We start from the raw sequence: 21,267 nt of genomic DNA, 5'->3' as shown, positions 1-21,267 counted from the left end.
TCACATTGCAACGTTCAAATGGATACTAAAGTTACTATTAGATATATATTTTGAGCAACAGTGGGAAAGGAAGCGAATGCAGGGGTTTTGGTGGGGTTCTGAAAAATATCCGAGGGTCGACTCTGATCGGAATTTATTGTCTAACTATTTGATAATCAACAATAAAAAACGATATTCACGCGGCATTCAAACGATGTTTTTACGATGATAAGAATTATCGTTTGAGTGAATTCACGGCAAACGGGAATGATTTTTGCTGATTAATTATTCGCGAGTAGGGTGGAGTGGCGGGAAAAATTCTTAAATATGCGAATAATCGACCCTATATTGGGGTCGGATACAGGACGGGCCGGCGGGCGCAATAAAGCGACAGCAATGCAACTATTGCATCGCAACATGAAAGCAGCCGTAAATACCCCGGCAGCATGCCGGCATGCGGCGTTGAGATAACCGGAGAATCAGGGGCGCCGTGGATTGGCGGGCAAGACGCGAATTATTCCGCGACGCCGTTCGGCGACATCCAGCGCAGCACGAAACGCGCACCGCCCAAGGGGCTTTCGCGCACTTCGATGGTTCCCTTGTGGCTGGCCGCCACGCGCTTGACGATGGCCAGCCCCAGGCCGGCGCCGCCCGTGCCGCGGTCGCGGCTTTCATCCAGGCGGATGAAGGGTTCGAAGATGCGTTCGCGGTCGGCCGGCGCCACGCCGGGGCCGTCGTCGTCGACGATCAGCTCGAAGCCGCCGGCCGGGCAGCCGGCCAGCGAGATCTCGATGCGCGCGTTGGCGTAGCGCACGGCGTTCTGCACCAGGTTGAGCAGGGCCCGGCTCATGTAGCGCGGGTGCAGCTGCACGTGGGCCGGCAGGCCGTCGTCGCGCACGTGGCAACGCACGCCGCGCGAGTCGGCCTGGTGCGCCACCTGCGCCAGCGCTTCGCCCAGCCAGTCGCGCACGTCCACCGTTTCCTGCTTGACGATGTCTTCGGTCGGGCGTTCCAGGCGTGCGTACACCAGCAGTTCACCGACCATGGTTTCCAGTTCGGCGATGTCGGTGCGCATGTCATGCAGGATCTGGTCGCGCCTGGCCTGGAATTTTTCCTGGCCCAGCATGTCGACCTCGAACGACAGGCGGGCCAGCGGCGTGCGCAGTTCGTGCGACACGGCGTTGGTCAGGCTGCGCTGGTTCTCAACCAGCGCGGCGATGCGTTCGGCCATCTGGTTGAAGCTTTCGCCCACGTAGCGGATGCCGGAAAAATGCGACAGCCGGGCGCGCACGCCCAGGTCGCCCTGGCCCATGCGCAGGGTGGCGTTGCGCAGCGAATCCAGGTCGCGCCAGACCGGCAGCGCCCACAGCAGCAACAGCACGGCGGCCAGCACCACGCTGAGCGCCAGCCAGGCGCCCCAGGTGATCCATTTTTCCAGCGTGGGTTCGCCGGGCAGGCGCATTTCCAGCCATTGGCGCGGCTCGCCGGGCAGGGGCGCCAGGTAGGTGTTGTATTCGTCGCGCATGATGAAGCCGCGCGTGGCCAGGTCGTGCTTTTCCTGTTCGGTGGCTTCGACCCGCTCGGGCGTGACCAGCTTGAGTTCCAGCCCATAGTGGGGCCGCAGGGTATCGCGGATGAAGGCGGCGCGGGATTCCGGCTCGATGGGGTCCAGTTCCTTGTGCAGCGCGTACATCTGGCCGCGCACGGCCTGGTACGAAAGATCCGCGCTGACCGAATCCAGCAGGTACCCCAGGCTGCGGTTCACTAACTGCGACGCAGCGATGTAGGCAATGGCGGCGACCACGAAGATGCGGATCGTGAACTTGAGCATGGTGTGTCAGAACTCCTGTGGGCGCCGCGGCCGCGCGTCATCCTTTTCGGACGCGTCAATGGTCGCGGGCTGCGGAATGGTACAGGGTCGCGGCAGGGTAATCCGCCGCCGTTTGTGTGGGAATTGTGAATATTCATGAAGTCATTTGCCCGGGCGTGCGGCAACACCCATGGCAATGGCGGATTGAAACGGCGGCGCGGGCCGGCTATAAGCAGGGTTCAGGGGGCCGCAACCCGGGGCCCGCCGTGCAGAGGGCAACGACCCATGTCGCCGCAGCCGCCTTTCCACGATGAACGCGTCGCCAGCAAACCGGCGGCGCGCGAGGCCACGCCGGCCGAATCGGGTTCCTGTATTGAAGTCTTCCTGGCGTTCCTGCGGCTGGGCCTGACCGCCTTTGGCGGGCCGGTAGCCCACCTGGCTTACTTTCGCGAAGAATTCGTCGACCGACGCCGTTGGCTGGACGACTACGCCTTTTCAGACCTGGTGGCGCTGTGCCAATTCCTGCCGGGCCCGGCCAGCAGCCAGGTCGGCATGGCGCTGGGCCTGAAGCGGGCGGGGTGGGCCGGCATGCTGGCCGCCTGGCTGGCGTTCACGCTGCCGGCGGCGCTGGCCATGCTGGGGTTGGGACTGGGGCTGACGCGGATCGGCGGTGTTTCCGGCATGGCGGTGGTGCATGGCCTGAAGGTGGCGGCCGTGGCCGTCGTGGCGCAGGCGGTGTGGGGCATGGGGCGCTCGCTTTGCCCGGACCGCCCGCGCGCCGGCCTGGCGGTGGGCGCAGCGTTGATTGCGGTGGTCTTGCCGACCACACTGGGACAAGTCGGCGCGATCGTGCTGGGCGCGGTGGCAGGTGCAGTGCTGCTGCAGGCGCCGCCCCGACCCATCCTGGCCAGTCGCACGCAGGGTGTATCGCGGCGGGCGGGGTACGTGTGCCTGGCGGTGTTCGTGGGGCTGCTGGCCGCCTTGCCGGCATGGGCGGCCTGGTCGGACGCGCCGCTGGCCGCGCAACTGGCCGGCTTTTACCGGGCGGGCGCGCTGGTCTTCGGCGGCGGCCACGTGGTGCTGCCTTTGCTGGAAACGGCGGCCGTCGGCGGCGGCATGGTGTCCAACGCGGATTTCCTGGCGGGCTACGGCATGGCGCAGGCCATGCCGGGGCCGTTGTTCACGTTTGCCGCGTTTCTGGGCGCGGCGTCTTCGGGGCCGCTGTCCGGTTGGCTGGGCGGGGCGCTGTTGCTGGTGACGATATTCCTGCCCGGCGCGCTGATCCTGGCGGCGGCGCTGCCGTTCTGGGAAAGCCTGCGCCGCCGTCCGGGCGTGCGCAACATGGTGGCGGGCGTGAATGCCGCAGTGGTGGGCATCCTGCTGGCGGCCCTGTATGACCCGGTGTGGCTGGGCGCCATCCTGACCAAGGCCGACTTCGGCCTGGCGCTGTCGCTGTTTGGCCTGCTGGTCTATGCGCGCTGGTCGCCCGTGTGGGTGGTGCTGGCGGCCGCGGCGGGCGGTTGGGCGCTGGCCTGGCTGGCGTAGCGCGCCGGGTGGGGGTGCCCGGCGTCAGCCGCGCCATTGCGGCGCGCGTTTCTGCAGAAAGGCGTCGATGCCTTCGGCCGCGTCTTCTTCCATCATGTTGCGCGCCATGACCTCGGCGGCGTAGTCGTAGGCTTCGGCCTGCGGCATCTGGCGCTGCGCGTAGAACATGCGCTTGCCGTAGCGGATCGCGCTGGGGCTCTTGGCGGCAATGACGTCGGCCAGGGCCTGCACCCGCGCATCCAGGTCGGCATCAGGCGCGACATCGTTCAAGAGGCCCCAATCGCAGGCCTGGGCGGCGCTGATGAAGCGGGCGGTGACCAGCATTTCGAAGGCGCGCTTGGTGGACACGTTGCGGCTGAGCGCCACGGCCGGCGTCGAGCAGAACAGGCCGGCGTTGATGCCGGACACGGCAAAGGTGGCCGTGTCGGCCGCCACGGCCAGGTCGCAGCTGGCCACCAGCTGGCAGCCCGCGGCGGTGGCGATGCCGCGCACCTTGGCAATGACGGGCACCGGCAGCGCCTGCAGGCCCTGCATGACGCGGCTGCATTGGCGAAACAGCGCCAGGTAGTAGTCGAACGACGGCTGGCTGCGCATTTCGCGCAGGTCGTGGCCGGCGCAGAAGGCGCGGCCGACCGATTCCAGCACCACGCAGCGCAGCGCGGGGTCGCGCGCCAGGGCGTCGAGTTCCACGCGCAGCGCCTCTAGCAACCCTTCGGACAGCGCATTGAATTGCGCCGGCCGGTTCAGCTGCAAGGTGGCGATGCCGTCTTGCGTCGTGCGCAGCAGCAGCGGGGCGGGGGCGTCGGTGCGGGTCGGGGAATCGGGGGCCATGATGTCTCCAGGAATCGGGCGGCGCCTGTGATCGGCGCCTGCCATCGTTGCCTGCCATAGTAGGCCAGTTGCGGGCGCTGTTCGCAGGCCCGCCGCTGTCGCCATGCCTCTGGGCCCGTCAACGCGGCAAGGTGCTTGAGCCCTAGCCGCCGATCGCGTCCGGCAGCCCGTTGGCCGCGCGGATGGCCTGGATCAGGCGACTGAGCGCGGGCGCCAGTTGCCGTCGGCTGGGGTAGTACATGACCAGCGGCGCGCCGGCCGGCGCCCAGTCGTCCAGCACGCGGCGCAGGCGGCCGGCGCGCAGGTGCGGTTCGGCGTAGCGTTCCAGGCAATAGGCCAGGCCCAGCCCGTCCAGCGCAGCGTCCACGGCCATGTCGGTGTCGTTCACGATGAGGGCGCCCGGCACGTCGATTTCGCAGGCGCGCGGGCCCTGGCCCAGCTCCCACCGGTACAGGGTCTGGTCACCCAGGCGCAGGCGGATGCAGGCGTGGCGCAGCAGGTCGTCGGGCGTCTTGGGCGTGCCGTGGCGGCCCAGGTAGGCGGGCGCGGCCACCACCACCCACCTGAGCGGCGGCGTCAGCGGCATGCAGACCATGTCCTGCGGCACCGTGTCGCCAAAGCGGATGCCGGCGTCAAAGCCCGTCTTGACGATGTCGACCATATTGTTGTCGACCACCACTTCGATCTTCACGCCGGGGTAGTCGTGCAGGTAGCGCGCCAGCACGGGGCTGAGCAGCAGGCGTGCGGCATCGCGCGGCACGTTGATGCGCAGGCCACCCAGCGGCCCGGCGCGGTATTGGCCGAGTTCGGACAGGGCTTCGCCGATTTCGCCGAAGCTTTGGTCCAGTTGCGCGGCCAGCTTGCTGCCGGCTTCGGTGGGGGCGACCGACCGGGTGGTGCGGTTGAGCAGCTTGACGCCCAGTCGGCCTTCCAGGTTGCGCAGGGCGTGGCTGAGCGCCGAGGTGGATACGCCCAGTTCACTGGCCGCCAGGCGGAAGCTGCCGCGGCGGCAGATGGCCGCGAAGGCGCTGAGATCGGCCAGGTCGTGGCGGCTGTAGGAAGGCATGGGGCGCTGCGGCGAAGTGAATAGATCGTTGAGTCTGATTCAATAATACCTGACCTACACTCATCAAACTTTTTTGCAGGAGTGGTAAGCATGCTGGTCGAGACCATGCGTATTGAAGGAATCCCTGCGCCTGTGTCCAGAATCGGCCTGGGCACGTGGGCGATTGGCGGCTGGATGTGGGGCGGGGCCGATGACGCCGCGTCGGTGGCGACGCTGCGCGGCGCGATCGAGCGCGGCATCAACCTGATCGACACCGCACCGGTATACGGTTTTGGCCACGCCGAGGAAATGGTGGGGCAGGCTTTGCAGGGCATCCGCGACCAGGCCGTGATTGCCACCAAGGCGGGCCTGGAATGGGCGGGCGAGGGCGTGCGGCGCAATTCCAGCCCGGCGCGCATCCGCCGCGAGGTCGAAGATTCGCTGCGCCGCCTGCGCACCGACCGCATCGACCTGTACCAGATTCATTGGCCCGATCCGCAGGTGCCGATCGAGGACACCGCGCGCACGCTGCAGGACCTGCAGCGTGAAGGCAAGATCCTGGCGGTCGGCGTCAGCAATTATTCGCCCGAGCAGATGGACCAGTTTCGCGCCGTGCTGCCGCTGGCGTCGGTACAACCGCCGTACAACCTGTTCGAACGCGCCATCGAAGCGGACGTGCTGCCGTATGCCCGCGAGCACCAGCTGGCCGTGCTGGCCTATGGCGCGCTGTGCCGTGGCCTGCTGTCGGGCCGCATGACGGTGGACACCACCTTCGGGTCCGACGACTTGCGGTCGAACGACCCGAAGTTCCGTCGGCCGCGGTTTGACCAGTACGTGCGCGCCACCAAGGAATTGGAGGCCTTTGCGCGCATTCGCCACGACAAGTCGGTGCTGGCGCTGGCGATACGGTGGGTGCTGGACAGCGGCCCGACCATTGCGCTGTGGGGCGCGCGCCGGCCGGACCAGTTGAACGGCGTGGACGATGCGTTTGGCTGGCATCTGACCGACACCGAGATGGCCGAGATCAACGAGCTGCTGGACAAGAACATCCTGGACCCCGTGGGGCCGGAATTCATGGCGCCGCGGGCGCGCGACTGACGTCGTGGCCAAGGCCGCCGATGCCGGTGGCCTTTTTCATGGGCGCCTGGCCATCAGCCCATCAACGCGGCCAGCGATTCGCGCAGCCAGCGCAGCCCGGCGTCGCCATCCGTACGCTCATGCCAGATCATCTCGAACCCCAGGGGGGCGATCGGAAATGGCACCGGCTGCACCGCCAGCCCCGGCGGTGTCGGCATCACCGTGCGTTGCGCCACCGTCAGCACCAGGTCGGTGCCGGCCACGACGGCGGGGGCCGCCGTCCAGTGCGGCAGCCGCAGGGCCACGCGGCGGGCCCGGCCCAGGCGGGCCAGGGCCGCGTCCACTTCCCCTGAGCGCTGGTCCTGGCTGGCGGCCACCAGCACGTGGGGCCGCGCCAGATAGGCGTCCAGCGTCAATGGGTCAGCCGAGCTGGCCGCATCCATCACACAGACAAACGGTTCCTGGAACAGCACCGCGCGACGGATGTCGGCCGGCGTTTCGCCGAATACGGCCAGCGCCAGGTCGAGCTGGCCATCGGCCACGCCCGCGATCATGCCGCCGCGGCTGGTGTAGCTGATTTCCAGGTCGATGCCGGGGGCCTGGGCGCGCAGGCGCCGCACCAGCGGCGGCAGCACCACGCTGGCGCCGTAGTCGGACATGGCCAGGCGAAACGTGCGCCTGCTGGCCGCGGGGTCGAATACCGCGCCGGCCAGCAGGCGGCGCACTTGCGCCAGCACGTCGCGCAGCGGCGCTTCCAGCGCCAGGGCGTGCGGCGTGGGCCGCAGGCCGCCGCGGGTGCGGTGAAACAAGGGGTCGCCCAGCAGCGTGCGCAGGCGGGCCAGGGCATGGCTGACGGCCGGCTGGCTCATCGGCAACCGGGCGGCGGCGCGGGTCAGGTGGCGTTCGTGCAGCAGGGCGTCCAGCACCACCAGCAGGTTCAGGTCCACCGCGCGCAGGTTGTGGGCGAGGGCGGATGGGGCGTCTGGATTATTCATTTGGTGCATATTCGATAGCTAAATATCGAATTGGATTCTGAGCTTGGTGAATAAGAGAATAACGCCAATCCCTCTTGAATCGGAGCCTCGCCATGAACGGCACTTCTCTTTTCGCCATCCCCGCGGCCATCCTGGCCGGCGCCCTTGTTCCCTTCCAGGCTGGCGCGAATGCCACGTTGGGCCGTCACCTGGGCCACCCGCTATGGGCCACGATGGCGTCTCTGGCCATCAGCGCGATGGCGGCCATGGCGGTGATGGCGCTGATGCGGGTGCCGGCACCCAGCTTTTCGGAAATCGGCCGCCTGCCGTGGTGGGGCTGGACGGGCGGCCTGTCGGGTGTGTTCTACATCACGGCCGCCTTGATGCTGGCGCCGCGGCTGGGCGCCGGGGCGTTCCTGGCCGCGGTGATCGCAGGGCAGATGCTGGCGGCGCTGCTGCTGGACCGCTACGCGCTGGTGGGCTTTGCCGCCAATGCCCTGAACCCGGGCCGGCTGCTGGGCGCGGTGTTGATCGCGGGCGGCGCGTTGCTGATGCACCTGTCGAACGGGCCGCGCGCGGCGGGGTGATGGGCGGGCCGGCGTTTGCGACCGCGCCCGAGGGCGGGTCGCGTTGCCGTCAGGCGTGGCCGGGCCGCTCCAGGTGCGTTGCAGGGTCAGGCCTGCGCCGGCCGTTTGGCCGCCAGGCGCCGCGCCATGACGCCGGACAGGCACAGCAGCGGCGCCACGATCCCCACGCCGATCAGCCCCATGGCCGCCTGCGGGGCCACGCCGCCGTCCAGCAGCAGGGTGGCGATGACGGCGGACCCGCTCATCTGGAACAGGCCGAAGACCGCTGCGGCAGTGCCGGCGCGGTCGCCGAAGGGTTCCAGCGCCAGGCTCAGCGCCGACCCCAGCGCCAGCGAGAAGCCCACGGTCAGCACGGCCACCGGCAGCATGAAGATCCACGCGGCGGCCGGCGCCCAGCGCCAGGCGGCCAGGTGCATCAGCGCGGCCAGCAGCAGTGAAGCCATGCCGACGCGCAGCATGGGGTAGCGGCCGAAGCGTGCGATGAATACGGGCGCCAGGAAGAAGGCCGCGATGTTGATGGCCGCGTTGCCCCCGAACCAGGCGGAAAAGCCCAGTTCGGAATAGCCCAGCTGCTGCACCAGCACCACGGGCGCGGCCGACACGAACACCAGGATCATGGCCATGCCGGCCATGGCGTAGACCGCGAAATACAGGAAGCGGCCGCTGGTGATGATGGGCGCATAGCGCCGCAGGCTGTAGAGCGGAGCGCCCGCTGCGGGCGGCGCGGCGCGCGTTTCTTCGAAACGGCGCGCCAGCAGCGCGGCCAGGGCCAGCGCGAACAGCGCCATGAATACGAAGGTGCTGCGCCAGCCGGCGTGCACGGCCAGCGCGCCGCCCAACATCGGCGCCAGCGCGGGCACGGTGCACAGCGCGCCGTTCAGGTAGCTGTACACGCGGGCGCCGACCGCGGGGCTGAAGCAGTCGCGCACCGCGGCAAAGGCCACCAGCGATGCCGAGCACGCGCCCAGGCCCTGGATCACGCGGGCGGTATAGAACAGGTCCAGCGACGAGGCCGCCGCGCCCAGCGCGGACCCGGCCAGGTAGGCGATGGCGCCGCCCAGCGCCACGGGCCGGCGGCCGTAGCGGTCGGCCAGCGGGCCGATCAGGATCTGGCCCACGCCCACCGCGAAAATGAAAAGGGTGATGCTGGCCTGCAGCGCACTGACGGGGTGGCCAAAGCCAACCGCCATGGCAGGCAGGGACGGCAGGTAGATGTCGATGCCCATCGGCGTGAGCGTGACCAGGCCCATCAAGAGGCCGATCAACCAGCGTTGGCCACGGGGCGATAATGCAGACTTCATGCGTAAGACTCTGGGCGCATTGCACGCCCGGGAAAACCTGACATTATCCACGACAACGGCGTGCCCGCGCCAATGCGATTGCCCTCACCATGACATCCGCCCACGATCCCGCCACGCCCGCGCCCCGCATCGTCATCCTGTATTGCACGCAGTGCCAGTGGCTGTTGCGCGCCGGCTGGATGGCGCAGGAACTGCTGTCGACCTTTTCCACCGACCTGGGCGAAGTGGTGCTGCAGCCCGGCACCGGAGGCGTATTTCAGATCACCTACGACGGCGAGCTGATCTGGGACCGTAAGCGGGACGGTGGATTTCCCGAGGCCAAGGTGCTCAAGCAGCGCGTGCGCGACCGGCTGGATCCGGGCCGGCCGCTGGGGCACATCGATGGGCACCGGGCCGAGCCTGACGCCACATAGAAAAACAGCCGCCCGAAGGCGGCTGTTTGCATTGGCCTGGATGTATCAGGCCGTCGAGTTGGACGTCTCCATGGCCAGGCGCACCTTGTTGCGTTGGCGCACCGCCGATACCAGCAGCAGCGCGATCAGCAGCACGCAAGCCAGCACGAAGCCCAGGCTGATCGGACGCGTCACGAAGATGGCGAGGTCGCCGCGCGACAGCAGCAGGGCGCGGCGGAAGTTCTCTTCCACCATCGGCCCCAGCACGAAGCCCAGGAGCAACGGCGCCGGTTCGAAGCGCAGGCGGATCAGCGCGTAGCCCGCGGCGCCGAACAGCGTCACCATGCCCACGTCGAACAGGTTGTTGTTGGTGCTGTAGACCCCGACGCAGACAAAGAACAGCGCGGCCGGGAACAGGTAGCGGAACGGTACCGTCAACAGGCGCACCCACATGCCGATCAGCGGCAGGTTCAGCAGCAACAGCAGCACGTTGCCGACCCAGAAGCTGGCGATCAGCCCCCAGAACATGTCGGCGTGTTCGACCATCATCTGCGGACCCGGCTGGATGCCGTGGATGATCAACGCGCCCAGCATCAGCGCCATCACCGGGTCGCCGGGGATGCCCAGGCTCATGGTGGGGATGAAGCTGGTCTGCGTCGATGCGCTGGTGGCGGCCTCGGGGCCGGCGATGCCTTCGATGGCGCCGCGGCCGAAGCGGCGCGGTTCGCGCGCCACTTTCTTTTCCACCGCGTACGAGATGAAGGACGCAATGGTCGGGCCGGTGCCCGGCAGGATGCCGAAGGCCGCGCCGATGGCGGTGCCGCGCACCAGGGCGCCGCGCGACTGCTTGATGTCGCCGGCTTCAGGACGCATGGACTTCATGCTGATCTTGCCGCTGGTGACCTTGGTGTCGCCGCCGATCTGGTTGATGTTCTTCAGGAAGTCGGCCACGCCGAACAGGCCCATCGCCAGCGCCACGATCTGCAGCCCGTCGCTCAGCTCGAGGATGCCGAAGTGAAAGCGCATGGTGCCGGTGTTGACGTCGGTGCCCACCACGCCCAGCAGCAGGCCCACGACCACCATCGCCACGCCCTTGATGGCCGAACCCTTGGCCAGCGTGGCGCCGGCCAGCAGGCCCAGCATCATCATCGAGAAGTACTCGGCCGGACCGAACTTGAAGGCCACGTCCACCAGCAGCGGCGAGAACAGGATCATTGCCAGGATGCCGACCGACGCGCCGCAGAACGACGAGAACATCAGCATGAACAGCGCCGAGCCGGCCTTGCCGTTGCGCGCCAGCGGATTGCCGTCCAGGCAGGCCACCGCATGCGAGGCGGTGCCCGGCAGGTTCAGCATGATCGAGGTGATCCCGCCGCCGTATTGCGAACCGTAGTAGATGCCGGACAGCATCACCAGCGCCGCGGTGGGCGTCATGGTGTAGGTCAGCGGCAGCAGGATCGAGATGGCGGCCAGCACACCCATGCCCGGCAGCACGCCGATCAGGTTGCCCATGAAGACGCCGAACACGGCCCACAGCAGGTTGTCCAGCGCGAACGCGACGGAGAACCCGTGCATCAGGTTATTGAAGATTTCCATCGATCAGCCCCAGCGAAACAGCGGAAACTGCAGCTGCAGCGCCCAGGAGAAAACGGCGACGCCCAGAATGGTCACGCCCACGGCCAGCACGGCGGCGCTGCGCAGCGTGTGCTCGCGGTCGCCCAGGGCCGAAATGAAGACCAGCGCGAAGGTGGCGGGAATCAGGCCGCCGAACTTGCCGAACAGGATGAACGCCAGCAGGCCGCCGATGATGCAGCCCCAGCCGCGCCATTGCGGCGGCGGGACCTCTTCGGTGTCTTCTTCGGTGGTGAGCGGCGAATACGCCATGCGGGCGATGATCAGGCCCAACAGGACCAGAAGCACGCCGAGGATGGCTGGAAACAGGCCCGGCCCCATGCGCGCCAGGCTGCCTAACGTGTAGGTGGATGCCTGCGCGATGGCCCCCAGGCCCAGCACGATCATCGTGCCGGCGGCCCAGAGCTCGCGCTTGATGGCGCTGCGTTTTGACTGCATTGGATCATTCCTCCCTTTGTTGTTGCTTTTCTTAGACCTGACTGCGGTCTGAAAAATAGCTGACAGTCCAATGAATGCGGGAGTCTAAAAACTCAAACTTCCGTTCACCTTTCAGGGATGAAAAAAAATTTCAGCGCAGGGCGGGAACGCAGGAATGATCGAGGGAAATCCCTAGGGAACAAAGGGGATCAATGGCGCGCCGCCGGCCGCAAGCACGCGGCCATGGCGAACAGCGCCAGGCAGATGAACATCATCGCGATCCAGGCGGGCGCGAGGTCAGCCAGATGCTGGCGCACCAGGCCCGCGGCAAACGGGAACAGCGCCGCGATCAGGTAGCCGGCGCCTTGCACCAGGGACGCCAGGCGGCCGGCTTCGGCGGGCGTGGCGGCATGGTCCATCGTGACGATCAGCGACAGCGGGAACAGCGCGCCGATGCCCAGGCCGGCAAGGATCGCGGCAGGCCAGGCCAGCGCATCGGGCGCGACGACCAGGCCGGCCAATCCGGCCAGCAAGGCGGCCACGGCCGCATACAGCGCCGGCCGCCGGTCGGGCAGGCGGCCGATGCCCACCGATACCGCAAGGCCCGCCACGATCTCGGCGACGGTGACCGCACCCAGCAGTTGCCCGGCCGCCAGCGGCGTCCAGCCGCGCGCGGTGTAGTAGGGCGACAGCCACGCCAGCACCAGCGTGTAGGCGCCGGTGCCCAGGCCGAAGAAGGCAGCCAGCAAGGCCACGCGGCTGCGCGGGGCGCGGGCGGTGGCGGTGCGGGCGGCGGCCGTGGCCGGTGTGGGCGCGCGCCGCGCCACCGCCAGCCAGCACAGCAGCGCCAGCCCGGCGGGCACGGCCCACAGCGCCAGTGCGTCGGGCCAGGCACCGCCTTGCGCGGCCAGGGGCGCGGCCACGCTGGCGATCGCCGCGCCGCCCATGATGGCGGTGGAATACAGCCCCATGATGCGGCTGGCTTGCGCGGGCAGGCGCGTCTTGATGTAGATCGGCAGCAGGGCCTGCGTGATGGCGATGCCCAGCCCGGCCGTCAGGCCCGTGGCCAGCATGACGTGGGGCAGGCCGGCCCAGTGGCGGCCGGCGGTGGCGGCGGCGATCAGCACGAGGCCGAGCGCCACGCCTTGCTGTTCGTTGACCACGCGGCGCAGCGGCGCCGCGGCCAGGGCACCCAGGCCCATGATGAAGACGGGCAGGGCGGTCAGCAGCCCGGCGGCTGAATCAGAGAGGCGGGTGGCGGCCTGCACCAGGTCCAGCAGCGGCGGCACCGAGGCCAGCACAGGGCGCAGGTTCAGGCCCACCAGGATGATGGCGACGATGCGCCAGGCGTTGTTGAGGCGAAAGACAGACACGATGGCTCCGGCGCGGACGGCGGGGGCGGCATGCCCGGTGCGTTCCGCTAAAATATCTCGACGTCAAGATAGATGGCATTTATCTTGACGTCAAGATAACCAGGGAGGCCAGCAGGGCTATGGATCGAGCAGAACGCGCCGTGGCGCAATGGAACCGCGAACGTCCGGATCTGGACGTGTCGACGATGCAGGTGCTGGGCCGGCTGGCCGAGTGCGCGCTGGTGCTGTCGCGCGACCGCATCAACCCGCTGTTTGCGCGCTTCGGCCTGCAGCCGGGGGAATTCGATGTGCTGGCGACGCTGCGGCGTAGCGGCAAGCCCTATGCGCTGACGCCCACGGCGCTGTACGAAGACGCCATGATCTCGTCGGGCAGCATGACCAACCGCATCGACCGACTGGAAGCGGCGGGGCTGGTCAAGCGCAGCGCCGATCCCACCGATGGCCGCGCCACGCGGGTGATGCTGACGCGCCAGGGCGTCAAGCTGATCGACGAGGCCGTCGGCGCACACGTGCAGAACCAGGCCGAGGTCTTGGCGGCGCTGGACGCGAAAGAGCAGGCGCAGTTGAGCGCGCTGCTGGCCAAGCTCTTGCAGGCGAATCGAAAGCAGGGCTGATCCGGCACGGGCCGCCCCGGCAAGGGCCGCCCCGGCACGGGCCGACCCCGTAGCTTTCAATCCTCCACACAACGGGTCAACTGCGTGACATCCGCGCTGGCCACACTGTGCGGACCCGAAAGGCGACCCGGCGGCACAGGCTGCCGGCGGCGCCGTCTGCGGGTCCCTGTGTGATTGCCTCGGAGTTCAAGCGCGATGAAAGCAGGCCGGTCAACGACGGATAGGCTGTACCCGCCCGGGCGCCGGCAGCGTGGGTTCACGCTGATCGAGATCATGGTGGTGATCGTCATCATGGGCATCCTGGCCGCGCTGATCGTGCCGCGGCTGCTGGATCGGCCCGACCAGGCCCGCGCCGTGGCGGCGCGCCAGGACATCAGCGCGTTGATGCAGGCGCTGAAACTCTACCGGCTGGATAACGGCAGCTACCCCAGCACCGAGGAGGGCCTGCGCGCGCTGGTGGATCGGCCGGCGTCTGGCCCGGGTGCCTCGAACAACTGGCGCGCCTACCTGGACCGCCTGCCCAACGACCCGTGGGGCCATCCGTACCAATACCTCAACCCCGGCACGCGTGGCGAGATCGACGTGTTTTCGCTGGGCGCGGACGGCAAACCGGATGGGGAAGCGGGCAATGCCGACATCGGTTCGTGGCAGCTTTGAGCGCCAGCGCGGCATGGCCGTGATCAGCGCGCTGCTGGTGGTGGCGGCGGTGACCATGATCGTCGCGTCGCTGTTGCAGCGCCAGGACACGTTCTTGCGCACTGTGCAGGCGGCGCAGACGCGCGCCCAGGCCCAGGTGATGCTGGAAGCCGGGCTGGGCCTGGCGCGCCAATTGCTGCGCGACGATGGCCAGCGCAATGCGGCGACCCGCGCGGATGGCGATTGGGCGGCGCCCATCGTCGATACCCGCCTGCAACGGCCGGGGCGCGAGGCTGCGTTCGTCGGCCGGCTGGAAGACGAACAAGGCAAATTCAACCTGCGCAACCTGGTGTTCGAAGGCCGCCTGTACCCGGACAGCGTCGATGAGTTGCTGCGGCTGTGCGCCCTGGTGGGCGTGGCGCCGCAGGCGGGCCAGGCCATTGCGCAGCGCATGCTGGCCTCACAGCCGGGGCCGAACGGCCGGCAATTGCCGTTGCCGCGCAACGTGGATGAACTGGCCGGCGTGGCGGGCGTGGACGCTGCGGTGCTGGCCCGGCTGCGGCCTTACGTGACGGTGCTGCCGCGCGTGACGCTGGTGAATGTGAACACGGCGCGCGCCGAGGTCATCGCGGCGCGGGTGCCGGGCATGTCGCTGGACCAGGCCAGGGCCATGGTTGCGCAGCGCGATGCGGGGCAGTGGTTCATCAACAGCGGCGATTTCGCCAATCGTCTCGAGGGCGCCCAGGGCGCGGTGGCCGATACGCCGCGGGACAGCGACGCGTCCGGCACGCGCGCCGCGACGTCTCGCCAGACGCCGGTGGCACGCGCCGAAGCGCCGCGCGTGGCGGTGGTCAGCGCCTGGTTCAGTTTGACCGGCGCCGCCAGGCTGGGCGGCGTGACCTTGCCGTTGAAGGCGCTGCTGGCACGCACCGGCGCAGGCAAGGCCGAGATCGTCTGGCTGCGGGAAGGCGCGTGATGGCCTCGATCCGCGTGCTGTTGCCGCCCCTGCGCGCGCTGGCCGCCGATACGCCGCTTCCGGTGGCCGTGGGCGAGAAGGCGTCGTGGCGTCGGGGGCCGTCGCTGACCCTGGCCGAGCTGGGCCGCCGCTGGCCGGGGGCCCGGGTGACCGCCTTCCTGCATCCCGAAGACATCACGCTGACGGCGGTGGCGCTGCCGCCGTTGCCGCGTGCGCGCCTGTGCATTGCCGTGCAAGGCGCCATCGAGCCGCTGGCGCTGGGTGAACCCGACACGCTGCTGATCGGCCACGGCGTGCGCGGCACCGATGGGCGCGTGCCCGTGGCCTGGCTGGACGCCGACGTGGCGCAGGCGGTGCAGACGCAGACCCGCGCCTGCGGCCTGGCGCTTGCGGCGCTGGCGCCCGCCACGCTGTGGCTGCCCGAGACCGACGGCGGCTGGACGCTGTGGCAGCACGATGGGTATCTGGTGGTACGCCAGGCCGAGGGCGCAGGCGTCCTGACCGCCTGGGAGGAAGGCGACGGCATGGCGCCGTCGACGATGCAGCAGGCGCTGGGCGGCGAGGCGCCGGGCGGGTGGGGCGCATGCCGCTGGGTTGGCGGGGCGCCGCCCGGTATCGCGGGAGGCGACACCCTGCCTGACGCGGCCTGCGGCGTCATGGCGTCGGTGCCGTGGTTCATCGCCGCCGATCGCGCGCCGGGCGAGGGCGGCGGGGCCCGCTGGCGCCCCGCCGTCGTGCTGGTCTTGGCCGCGGCCCTGGTGTGGCTGGCGGGATTGTGTTTGTACGCCTGGCGGCTGGACGAGGCCGCACACGAGGCGCGCGAGCAACTGGCGCAGTCGGTGCGCAAGGCGTTCCCGTCGGTGGGCGCGGTGGTCGATCCCGTGGGCCAGGCCCGGCGCCAGTTGGCGGCGCGCCAGGGCGGCCGCGACGAGTGGGCCGAACTGGGCACGCTGCTGCGCGCGGCCAGCGGACACATGGCGTTCGCCGCGGGCGACATGCAGGCCTGGCGCTACGCGGCGGGCGTGCTGGAGATCGACCTGCCGCCCGCCGCGCGGCGCCGGCCCGTGCAGGCCGCCGAGGGCACGCAGACCGAGGCGGCGTCCTGGGTGCTGGCCCTGCGCCAGGCCGGGATCGAAGCGCAGGCGACCGACACCGGATGGCGCTTGCGGCGCGCGCCGCCGGCCGCGGGCGGCCAGACGGCGGGTCGATCATGACGCTGGCGCCGCCGCCGGGATCGCTGGGCCTGGCCACCGTCTGGCGCGGCCGATGGCGTGCGCGTTGGCGCGGCCAGGTCGATCGGGGCGTGGCGGCCTGGTCGCGGCTGGCGGCCAACGAACGGCGCCTGTTGGTGTTGTGCGCGCTGGTGGTGGCCGGCGCGGGCAGCTGGCTCGCGGTGATCGAACCCGCGCTGGGACGTATTGAACGCAGCCGCGAAGAATTGCGGCGGCTGGAACGTGCGGGACGCGAGCTTCAGGACGTGCTGCGCCAGGCGGGTCCGGCGCTTGCCGTAGTGGCCAATACAGTGGCCAACACGGCGGCCAACGCATCCTCCACCGCACCGTCCACAGCGCCGCCCGCCGCCGTATCCGCGGATGCGCTGGATCGCTGGCTGGCCGCGGCGGGCCTGGCGGGACGCTATCACGTGGCGCTGGAGGACGGCGCCTGGCGCGTGACCTTCCGGCGCGCGCCGGCCGGGGCGGTGGCCGCCTGGCTGCTGGCCGGCCCCGCGCCGCTGCCGTTGGGGCTGGCGCAGGTGGCCTTGCAGCGCCAGGACGAAGCCGAAGCCGCCGACCCCGGCGCGGCGCCGGGCGAAGGCCTGGCGGGCAGCGTATTGCTGCGACCGCTTCTGCAAGCCCATCCGCAAACCGATTCGCCCTCCGCCCTGCGAGCCGCCCCATGAACGCCCGCGACCCCAACGCCCCGCAGCCCAAGCTGCCCTATGCCTGGGCCCGCCAGCATCGGGCGCTGCTGCACTGGCTGGGCGACGGTCTGGGCGAGCTGGTCATTACCCACCAGACCCCCGCCTGGGCCGTGACCGAAGTGCGGCGCCGCCACGGCCCGTTGCCGCTGCGCCGCGTGCAGGACGCCGAACTGGACGGCCTGCTGGCCAGCGCCTACGCCGATTCGGGCGATGCCGCATCGGTGGTGGGCGCGGCCGAAAACGAGGTCGACCTGGACCGCCTGCTGCACGAGATGCCCGAGGTCACCGACCTGCTCGATGCGCAGGACGACGCGCCCGTCATCCGCATGATCAACGCGCTGTTCACCCAGGCCGCGCGCGACGGCGCCAGCGACATCCACATCGAACCCTACGAAACCCATTCGGTGGTGCGCTATCGCGTGGACGGCGGTCTGCGCGACGTGGTCAGTCCGCGCAAGGCGCTGCACGCGGCGCTGATCTCGCGCATCAAGATCATGGCGCACCTGGACATTGCCGAAAAGCGCCTGCCGCAGGACGGCCGCATTGCGCTGCGGGTGGGCGGGCGGCCCATCGACATCCGCGTGTCCACCGTGCCCACCGGCCATGGCGAACGCGCGGTGCTGCGCCTGCTGGACAAGGAAGCCGGCCGGCTGCGCCTGGAAAAGCTGGGCATGGCGCCCGGCGTGCTGCACGAGCTGGACCGCCTGGTGCACCAGCCCCACGGCATCGTGCTGGTGACCGGCCCCACCGGCAGCGGCAAGACCACCACGCTGTATGCGGCGCTGGGGCAGATCGACGCGGCCACGTCCAATGTGCTGACCGTGGAAGACCCGGTGGAATACGACCTGCCGGGCATCAGCCAGATCCAGGTCAACGCCAAGATCGACATGAGCTTCGCGGTGGCGCTGCGGGCCATTTTGCGGCAGGACCCGGACGTCATCATGATCGGCGAGATCCGCGACCTGGAAACCGCCCAGATCGCGGTGCAGGCGTCGCTGACGGGCCACCTGGTGCTGGCCACGCTGCACACCAACGATGCGGTGTCGGCGTTGACGCGCCTGACCGACATGGGCGTCGAACGCTTTCTGCTGGCCTCGTCGTTGCTGGGCGTGTTGGCGCAGCGCCTGGTGCGGCGGCTGTGCCCGGATTGCCGCCGGCCGTCGGCGCAGGAACCCGGCCTGTTCGAGGCCGCGGGCTGCCCGGCCTGCAACCACACCGGCTATCGCGGCCGCACCGGCATCCACGAGCTTTACATCGTGGACGACGCGCAGCGCGGCCTGATTCACGAAGGCGCCGGTGAACAGCAGCTGCGCGTGGCCGCGCAGCGGGCCGGCATGAAGCTGATGCGCGAAGACGGCGAACGCTGGGTGCAGGGCGGCCAGACCTCGCGCGAGGAAATCATCCGCGTCACGCGGGACGGGTAGGGCGCACGATGCCGGACTTTCGCTTTGAAGCCGCGGATGCCGCGGGCAAGATCCAGCGCGGCGTGCTGACGGCCGACACGCCCCGCGCGGCGCGGGCGCAGTTGCGCGCACAAGGCCTGACCGCGCTGGCCGTGACGATGGCGGCGGCGCGCGGCGCCGGGTCGATCGAACTGTTTGCCGCCAAGCTGTCCGACAGCGACCTGGCGTGGGCCACGCGCCAGCTGGCCAGCCTGCTGGCCGCGGGCCTGCCGCTGGAAGGCGCGCTATCGGCCACCGTCGAGCAGGCTGAAAAAAAACACATCGCCGACACGTTCTCCGGCGTGCGCGCCGACGTGCGCAGCGGCCAGCGCTTTTCCGATGCGCTGTCGGCGCGGCCGCGCGACTTTCCGCCGATCTACCGCGCGCTGATCAAGGCTGGCGAAGATTCCGGCGACCTGGCGCGCATCATGGAACGGCTGGCCGATTACATCGAAGAACGCAACGCGCTGCGCGCCAAGGTGCTGACGGCCTTCATCTACCCGGCCATCGTCGGCGTGGTGTCGATCTGCATCGTGGTGTTCCTGCTGGCCTATGTGGTGCCGCAGGTCGTCAGCGCGTTTTCGCAGGCGCGCCAGGAACTGCCGTGGATCACCCGCGCCATGCTGGCCGCCAGCGAGTACGTGCGGACCTGGGGCGGCCTGAATGCGCTGGCCGCGGCGCTGCTGTTCGGGCTGTGGCGGCTGTCGCAACGCGCGCCTGCCGCGCGGCTCGCGTGGCACGCGCGCATCCTGCGCCTGCCGATGATCGGCCGCTTTGCGCTGGGCGTGAACACCGCGCGCTTTGCTGCCACGCTGGCCATTCTGTCGGATGCCGGCGTGCCGCTCTTGCGTGCGCTGGAAGCCGCCCGCCAGACGCTGGCCAACGACTGCCTGCGGCGCGCGGTGCAGGATGCCACCGAACGCATCGAAGGCGGCTCGGGCCTGGGCGCGGCGCTGCGCCAGCAGAAGGTGTTTCCGCCGCTGCTGTGCCACCTGGTGGCCAGCGGCGAGAAGACCGGCACGCTGTCGCGCATGCTGGACCGCGCCGCGCAGACCTTGTCGGCCGACATCGAACGGCGCGCCATGGCGATGACCGCGATGCTCGAGCCGCTGATGATTCTGATCATGGGCGGGGTGGTGCTGACGATCGTGCTGGCGGTGATGCTGCCGATCATGGAAATCAACCAGATGGTGGGTTGAAGACTCCGCACATCTCCGCACATTCTTACCCGACTCCACACCTTTTTTCCCTGCGCTGTCACCTCGTTTATTCAACATGTCTTCAACGCATCAGGCAGGTCTTTGCAGAGTGCCGCCGGATGCGTTCTCGGGTCCATCTGTTCTTTTCTCCACAAGCAGTTCTCTCCTAAACGAGTGCAAGGAGCAAGACATGTTCAATCGTAATTCCCTGGTCGCCGCGTTGTCGGCGGTCGGCATGCTGTCCCTGTCGGGCGCTGCCCTGGCGCAACAGGTCGTGGTCTCGGGCGGCGCCACGCTGCCCCTGCCGCTGTATCAGGACGAAATCACCAACTTCCCGGCCCCCACGTTCTATTCGTACGTCGGCACCGGCAGCGGCACGGGCAAGACGGCCTTCCTGGGCAACACCCCGGCGTCCTTCGGCCGCACCGGCGCCGTGCACTGGATCGGCAGCGATTCCATCCTGACCGCCGCCCAGATCTCCGACTACCTGACGACCGGCCTGGGCAAGGTCGGCAACCCGACCGGCCACGGTCCGCTGATCCAGATCCCGTCGGTGGGCACGCCCGTCACGATTTCGTACAAGGGCCCCGCCGGTGACGTCACGCTGACCAAGGCGCAACTGTGCGGCGTGCTGTCGGGTTCGATCTCGACGTGGAGCGCCCTGGGCGTTGCTTCGGGCTCCGCCCCGAACGACTTCAAGGTGATCTACCGTTCGGAAAGCAGCGGCACCAGCGAACTGCTGACCCGCCACCTGCAAGCCGTGTGCGGCAGCGACTCGGCCATCGCGTTCTCGGGCAAGAGCACGTTCGCCCAGGAATTCCCGTCCAGCACGCCGCCGGCCAACTTCATCGCCGCCACCGGCAGCGCTGGCGTGGCTTCCGCGGTCAACGCCCAAGCCTCGGCCATCACCTACCTGAGCCCGGATCCCGCCTTCACCGTCCAGCTCAAGCAGGCTTCGCTGGTCAACCGCAACGACAGCGCCACGTACGCACCGACCTCGGAAAACGTCAGCGCCGCCCTGGGCAGCACCCAGGCGCTGCCGCCGGCCAACGGCCCGATCGAACGCAACCCCACCGGCGCCAACTGGGGCAACGTCAACAACCAGGCCAACCCGTTCAACTGGGTTCGTCAATCGGTTGACCCCGCCGCCGGCTACCCGATCGTGGGCTACACCAACTTCGTGCTGAGCCAGTGCTACACGGACGCGGCCGTTGCCAACGCCATCAAGAGCTTCCTGACGACCCACTACTCGGTGGCCAACTCGGCGCCGGATACGGGTGAAGTCGACAAGCACAAGCTGGTGCCGCTGACCCCGGTGAACCGCAATCGCGTGCTGGCTGCCTTCGTGACCGGCACCACCGCCAACCTGAACATCAACAACGCTACCACTTGCGGCAGCTACGCCGGTCGCGGTTGATCGCCAGGGCAGTGCAGTAAGCGATTGACGCAAGGCAGGGCGGAGCAACCCGTGCAGTCGGGCGCTCCGCCCTTTTTTGTCGACGGTCGCCGCGCGACG

Annotated in this window: 20 protein-coding genes; 12 read left to right on the top strand and 8 right to left on the bottom strand. The window is 69.0% G+C overall.

The features are described 5' to 3' along the window. Positions 1 to 493: 493 nt before the first annotated feature. Positions 494 to 1,810, bottom strand: a complete 1,317-nt coding sequence (locus U858_RS0129745; protein ID WP_025140758.1) for an ATP-binding protein — start codon at positions 1,808 to 1,810, stop codon at positions 494 to 496. 264 nt (positions 1,811 to 2,074) lie between these two features. On the opposite strand from U858_RS0129745, the gene chrA reads away from it, so the two are divergent. Continuing rightward, the gene (gene chrA / locus U858_RS0129740; RefSeq protein WP_025140757.1) at positions 2,075 to 3,334 is read left to right on the top strand and encodes a chromate efflux transporter; all 1,260 of its coding nucleotides are present in this window, start codon (positions 2,075 to 2,077) and stop codon (positions 3,332 to 3,334) included. Positions 3,335 to 3,358: 24 nt separating this feature from the next. On the opposite strand, the gene U858_RS0129735 is transcribed toward chrA, so the two are convergent. Beyond that, complete coding sequence (locus U858_RS0129735; RefSeq protein ID WP_025140756.1) at positions 3,359 to 4,165, bottom strand: enoyl-CoA hydratase; 807 nt, start codon at positions 4,163 to 4,165, stop codon at positions 3,359 to 3,361. A 142-nt stretch (positions 4,166 to 4,307) separates the two neighbouring features. Next, complete coding sequence (locus U858_RS0129730; protein WP_025140755.1) at positions 4,308 to 5,231, bottom strand: LysR family transcriptional regulator; 924 nt, start codon at positions 5,229 to 5,231, stop codon at positions 4,308 to 4,310. A 132-nt stretch (positions 5,232 to 5,363) separates the two neighbouring features. Between U858_RS0129730 and U858_RS0129725 the strand changes: the two genes are divergently transcribed. Continuing rightward, positions 5,364 to 6,308: an aldo/keto reductase gene (locus tag U858_RS0129725; RefSeq protein WP_304413273.1), complete on the top strand. Its 945-nt coding sequence runs from the start codon at positions 5,364 to 5,366 to the stop codon at positions 6,306 to 6,308. Between the two features lie 53 nt (positions 6,309 to 6,361). Here U858_RS0129725 and U858_RS0129720 read toward each other — a convergent pair whose 3' ends face one another. After that, positions 6,362 to 7,282 carry a LysR family transcriptional regulator gene (locus U858_RS0129720; RefSeq protein WP_029954514.1) on the bottom strand — a complete coding sequence of 307 codons (921 nt, stop codon included), beginning with the start codon at positions 7,280 to 7,282 and terminating at the stop codon, positions 6,362 to 6,364. Between the two features lie 92 nt (positions 7,283 to 7,374). Between U858_RS0129720 and U858_RS0129715 the strand changes: the two genes are divergently transcribed. Further along, a complete protein-coding gene (locus U858_RS0129715; RefSeq protein ID WP_025140752.1) occupies positions 7,375 to 7,848 on the top strand; it encodes a DMT family transporter in 474 nt (157 codons plus the stop codon). Between the two features lie 86 nt (positions 7,849 to 7,934). Here the strand turns inward: U858_RS0129715 and U858_RS0129710 are convergent, their stop codons facing one another. Continuing rightward, entirely contained in the window at positions 7,935 to 9,149 is a 1,215-nt protein-coding gene (locus U858_RS0129710) for a multidrug effflux MFS transporter (protein WP_025140751.1), read from the bottom strand. An 89-nt stretch (positions 9,150 to 9,238) separates the two neighbouring features. Here U858_RS0129710 and U858_RS0129705 point away from each other — a divergent pair, with 89 nt between their 5' ends. Then, entirely contained in the window at positions 9,239 to 9,562 is a 324-nt protein-coding gene (locus tag U858_RS0129705) for a SelT/SelW/SelH family protein (RefSeq protein WP_025140750.1), read from the top strand. A 45-nt stretch (positions 9,563 to 9,607) separates the two neighbouring features. On the opposite strand, the gene U858_RS0129700 is transcribed toward U858_RS0129705, so the two are convergent. The 3 genes from U858_RS0129700 to U858_RS0129690 all read right to left on the bottom strand — a co-directional run bounded on the left by U858_RS0129700 (position 9,608) and on the right by U858_RS0129690 (position 12,966). Then, positions 9,608 to 11,137, bottom strand: coding sequence for a tripartite tricarboxylate transporter permease (locus U858_RS0129700; RefSeq protein ID WP_025140749.1), 1,530 nt, complete (start codon positions 11,135 to 11,137; stop codon positions 9,608 to 9,610). A gap of 3 nt (positions 11,138 to 11,140) precedes the next feature. Continuing rightward, a complete protein-coding gene (locus tag U858_RS0129695; protein WP_025140748.1) occupies positions 11,141 to 11,611 on the bottom strand; it encodes a tripartite tricarboxylate transporter TctB family protein in 471 nt (156 codons plus the stop codon). A 188-nt stretch (positions 11,612 to 11,799) separates the two neighbouring features. Continuing rightward, positions 11,800 to 12,966: an MFS transporter gene (locus tag U858_RS0129690; RefSeq protein WP_369797754.1), complete on the bottom strand. Its 1,167-nt coding sequence runs from the start codon at positions 12,964 to 12,966 to the stop codon at positions 11,800 to 11,802. A 116-nt stretch (positions 12,967 to 13,082) separates the two neighbouring features. Between U858_RS0129690 and U858_RS0129685 the strand changes: the two genes are divergently transcribed. The 8 genes from U858_RS0129685 to U858_RS0129650 all read left to right on the top strand — a co-directional run bounded on the left by U858_RS0129685 (position 13,083) and on the right by U858_RS0129650 (position 21,168). Beyond that, positions 13,083 to 13,577: a MarR family winged helix-turn-helix transcriptional regulator gene (locus U858_RS0129685; RefSeq protein ID WP_025140746.1), complete on the top strand. Its 495-nt coding sequence runs from the start codon at positions 13,083 to 13,085 to the stop codon at positions 13,575 to 13,577. 195 nt (positions 13,578 to 13,772) lie between these two features. Beyond that, positions 13,773 to 14,234, top strand: a complete 462-nt coding sequence (gene gspG / locus U858_RS0129680) for a type II secretion system major pseudopilin GspG (protein WP_025140745.1) — start codon at positions 13,773 to 13,775, stop codon at positions 14,232 to 14,234. Beyond that, positions 14,206 to 15,189 carry a type II secretion system minor pseudopilin GspK gene (gspK, locus tag U858_RS0129675; protein ID WP_029954513.1) on the top strand — a complete coding sequence of 328 codons (984 nt, stop codon included), beginning with the start codon at positions 14,206 to 14,208 and terminating at the stop codon, positions 15,187 to 15,189. Before gspG ends, gspK begins: the two co-directional genes overlap by 29 nt. After that, positions 15,189 to 16,403, top strand: coding sequence for a type II secretion system protein GspL (gene gspL / locus U858_RS0129670; RefSeq protein ID WP_025140743.1), 1,215 nt, complete (start codon positions 15,189 to 15,191; stop codon positions 16,401 to 16,403). The genes gspK and gspL overlap by 1 nt, the downstream gene beginning before the upstream one ends. Beyond that, on the top strand, positions 16,400 to 17,089 hold the full coding sequence (gspM, locus tag U858_RS0129665; protein ID WP_157838875.1) for a type II secretion system protein GspM: 690 nt from the start codon (positions 16,400 to 16,402) through the stop codon (positions 17,087 to 17,089). Before gspL ends, gspM begins: the two co-directional genes overlap by 4 nt. Then, positions 17,086 to 18,534 (top strand): type II secretion system ATPase GspE, encoded by a 1,449-nt coding sequence (gene gspE, locus U858_RS0129660; protein ID WP_025140741.1) that lies wholly within the window; start codon positions 17,086 to 17,088, stop codon positions 18,532 to 18,534. The genes gspM and gspE overlap by 4 nt, the downstream gene beginning before the upstream one ends. An 8-nt stretch (positions 18,535 to 18,542) precedes the next feature. Further along, on the top strand, positions 18,543 to 19,751 hold the full coding sequence (gspF, locus tag U858_RS0129655; RefSeq protein ID WP_025140740.1) for a type II secretion system inner membrane protein GspF: 1,209 nt from the start codon (positions 18,543 to 18,545) through the stop codon (positions 19,749 to 19,751). Positions 19,752 to 19,941: 190 nt separating this feature from the next. After that, positions 19,942 to 21,168, top strand: a complete 1,227-nt coding sequence (locus U858_RS0129650) for a substrate-binding domain-containing protein (RefSeq protein WP_025140739.1) — start codon at positions 19,942 to 19,944, stop codon at positions 21,166 to 21,168. Positions 21,169 to 21,267: the final 99 nt, after the last annotated feature.

This window comes from Achromobacter sp. DH1f (genome assembly GCF_000633435.1).
GTDB lineage: Bacteria > Pseudomonadota > Gammaproteobacteria > Burkholderiales > Burkholderiaceae_B > Achromobacter > Achromobacter deleyi.
Note: the sequence above shows the minus strand (reverse complement) of the source record. Positions and strands in the feature narration are given on the sequence as shown.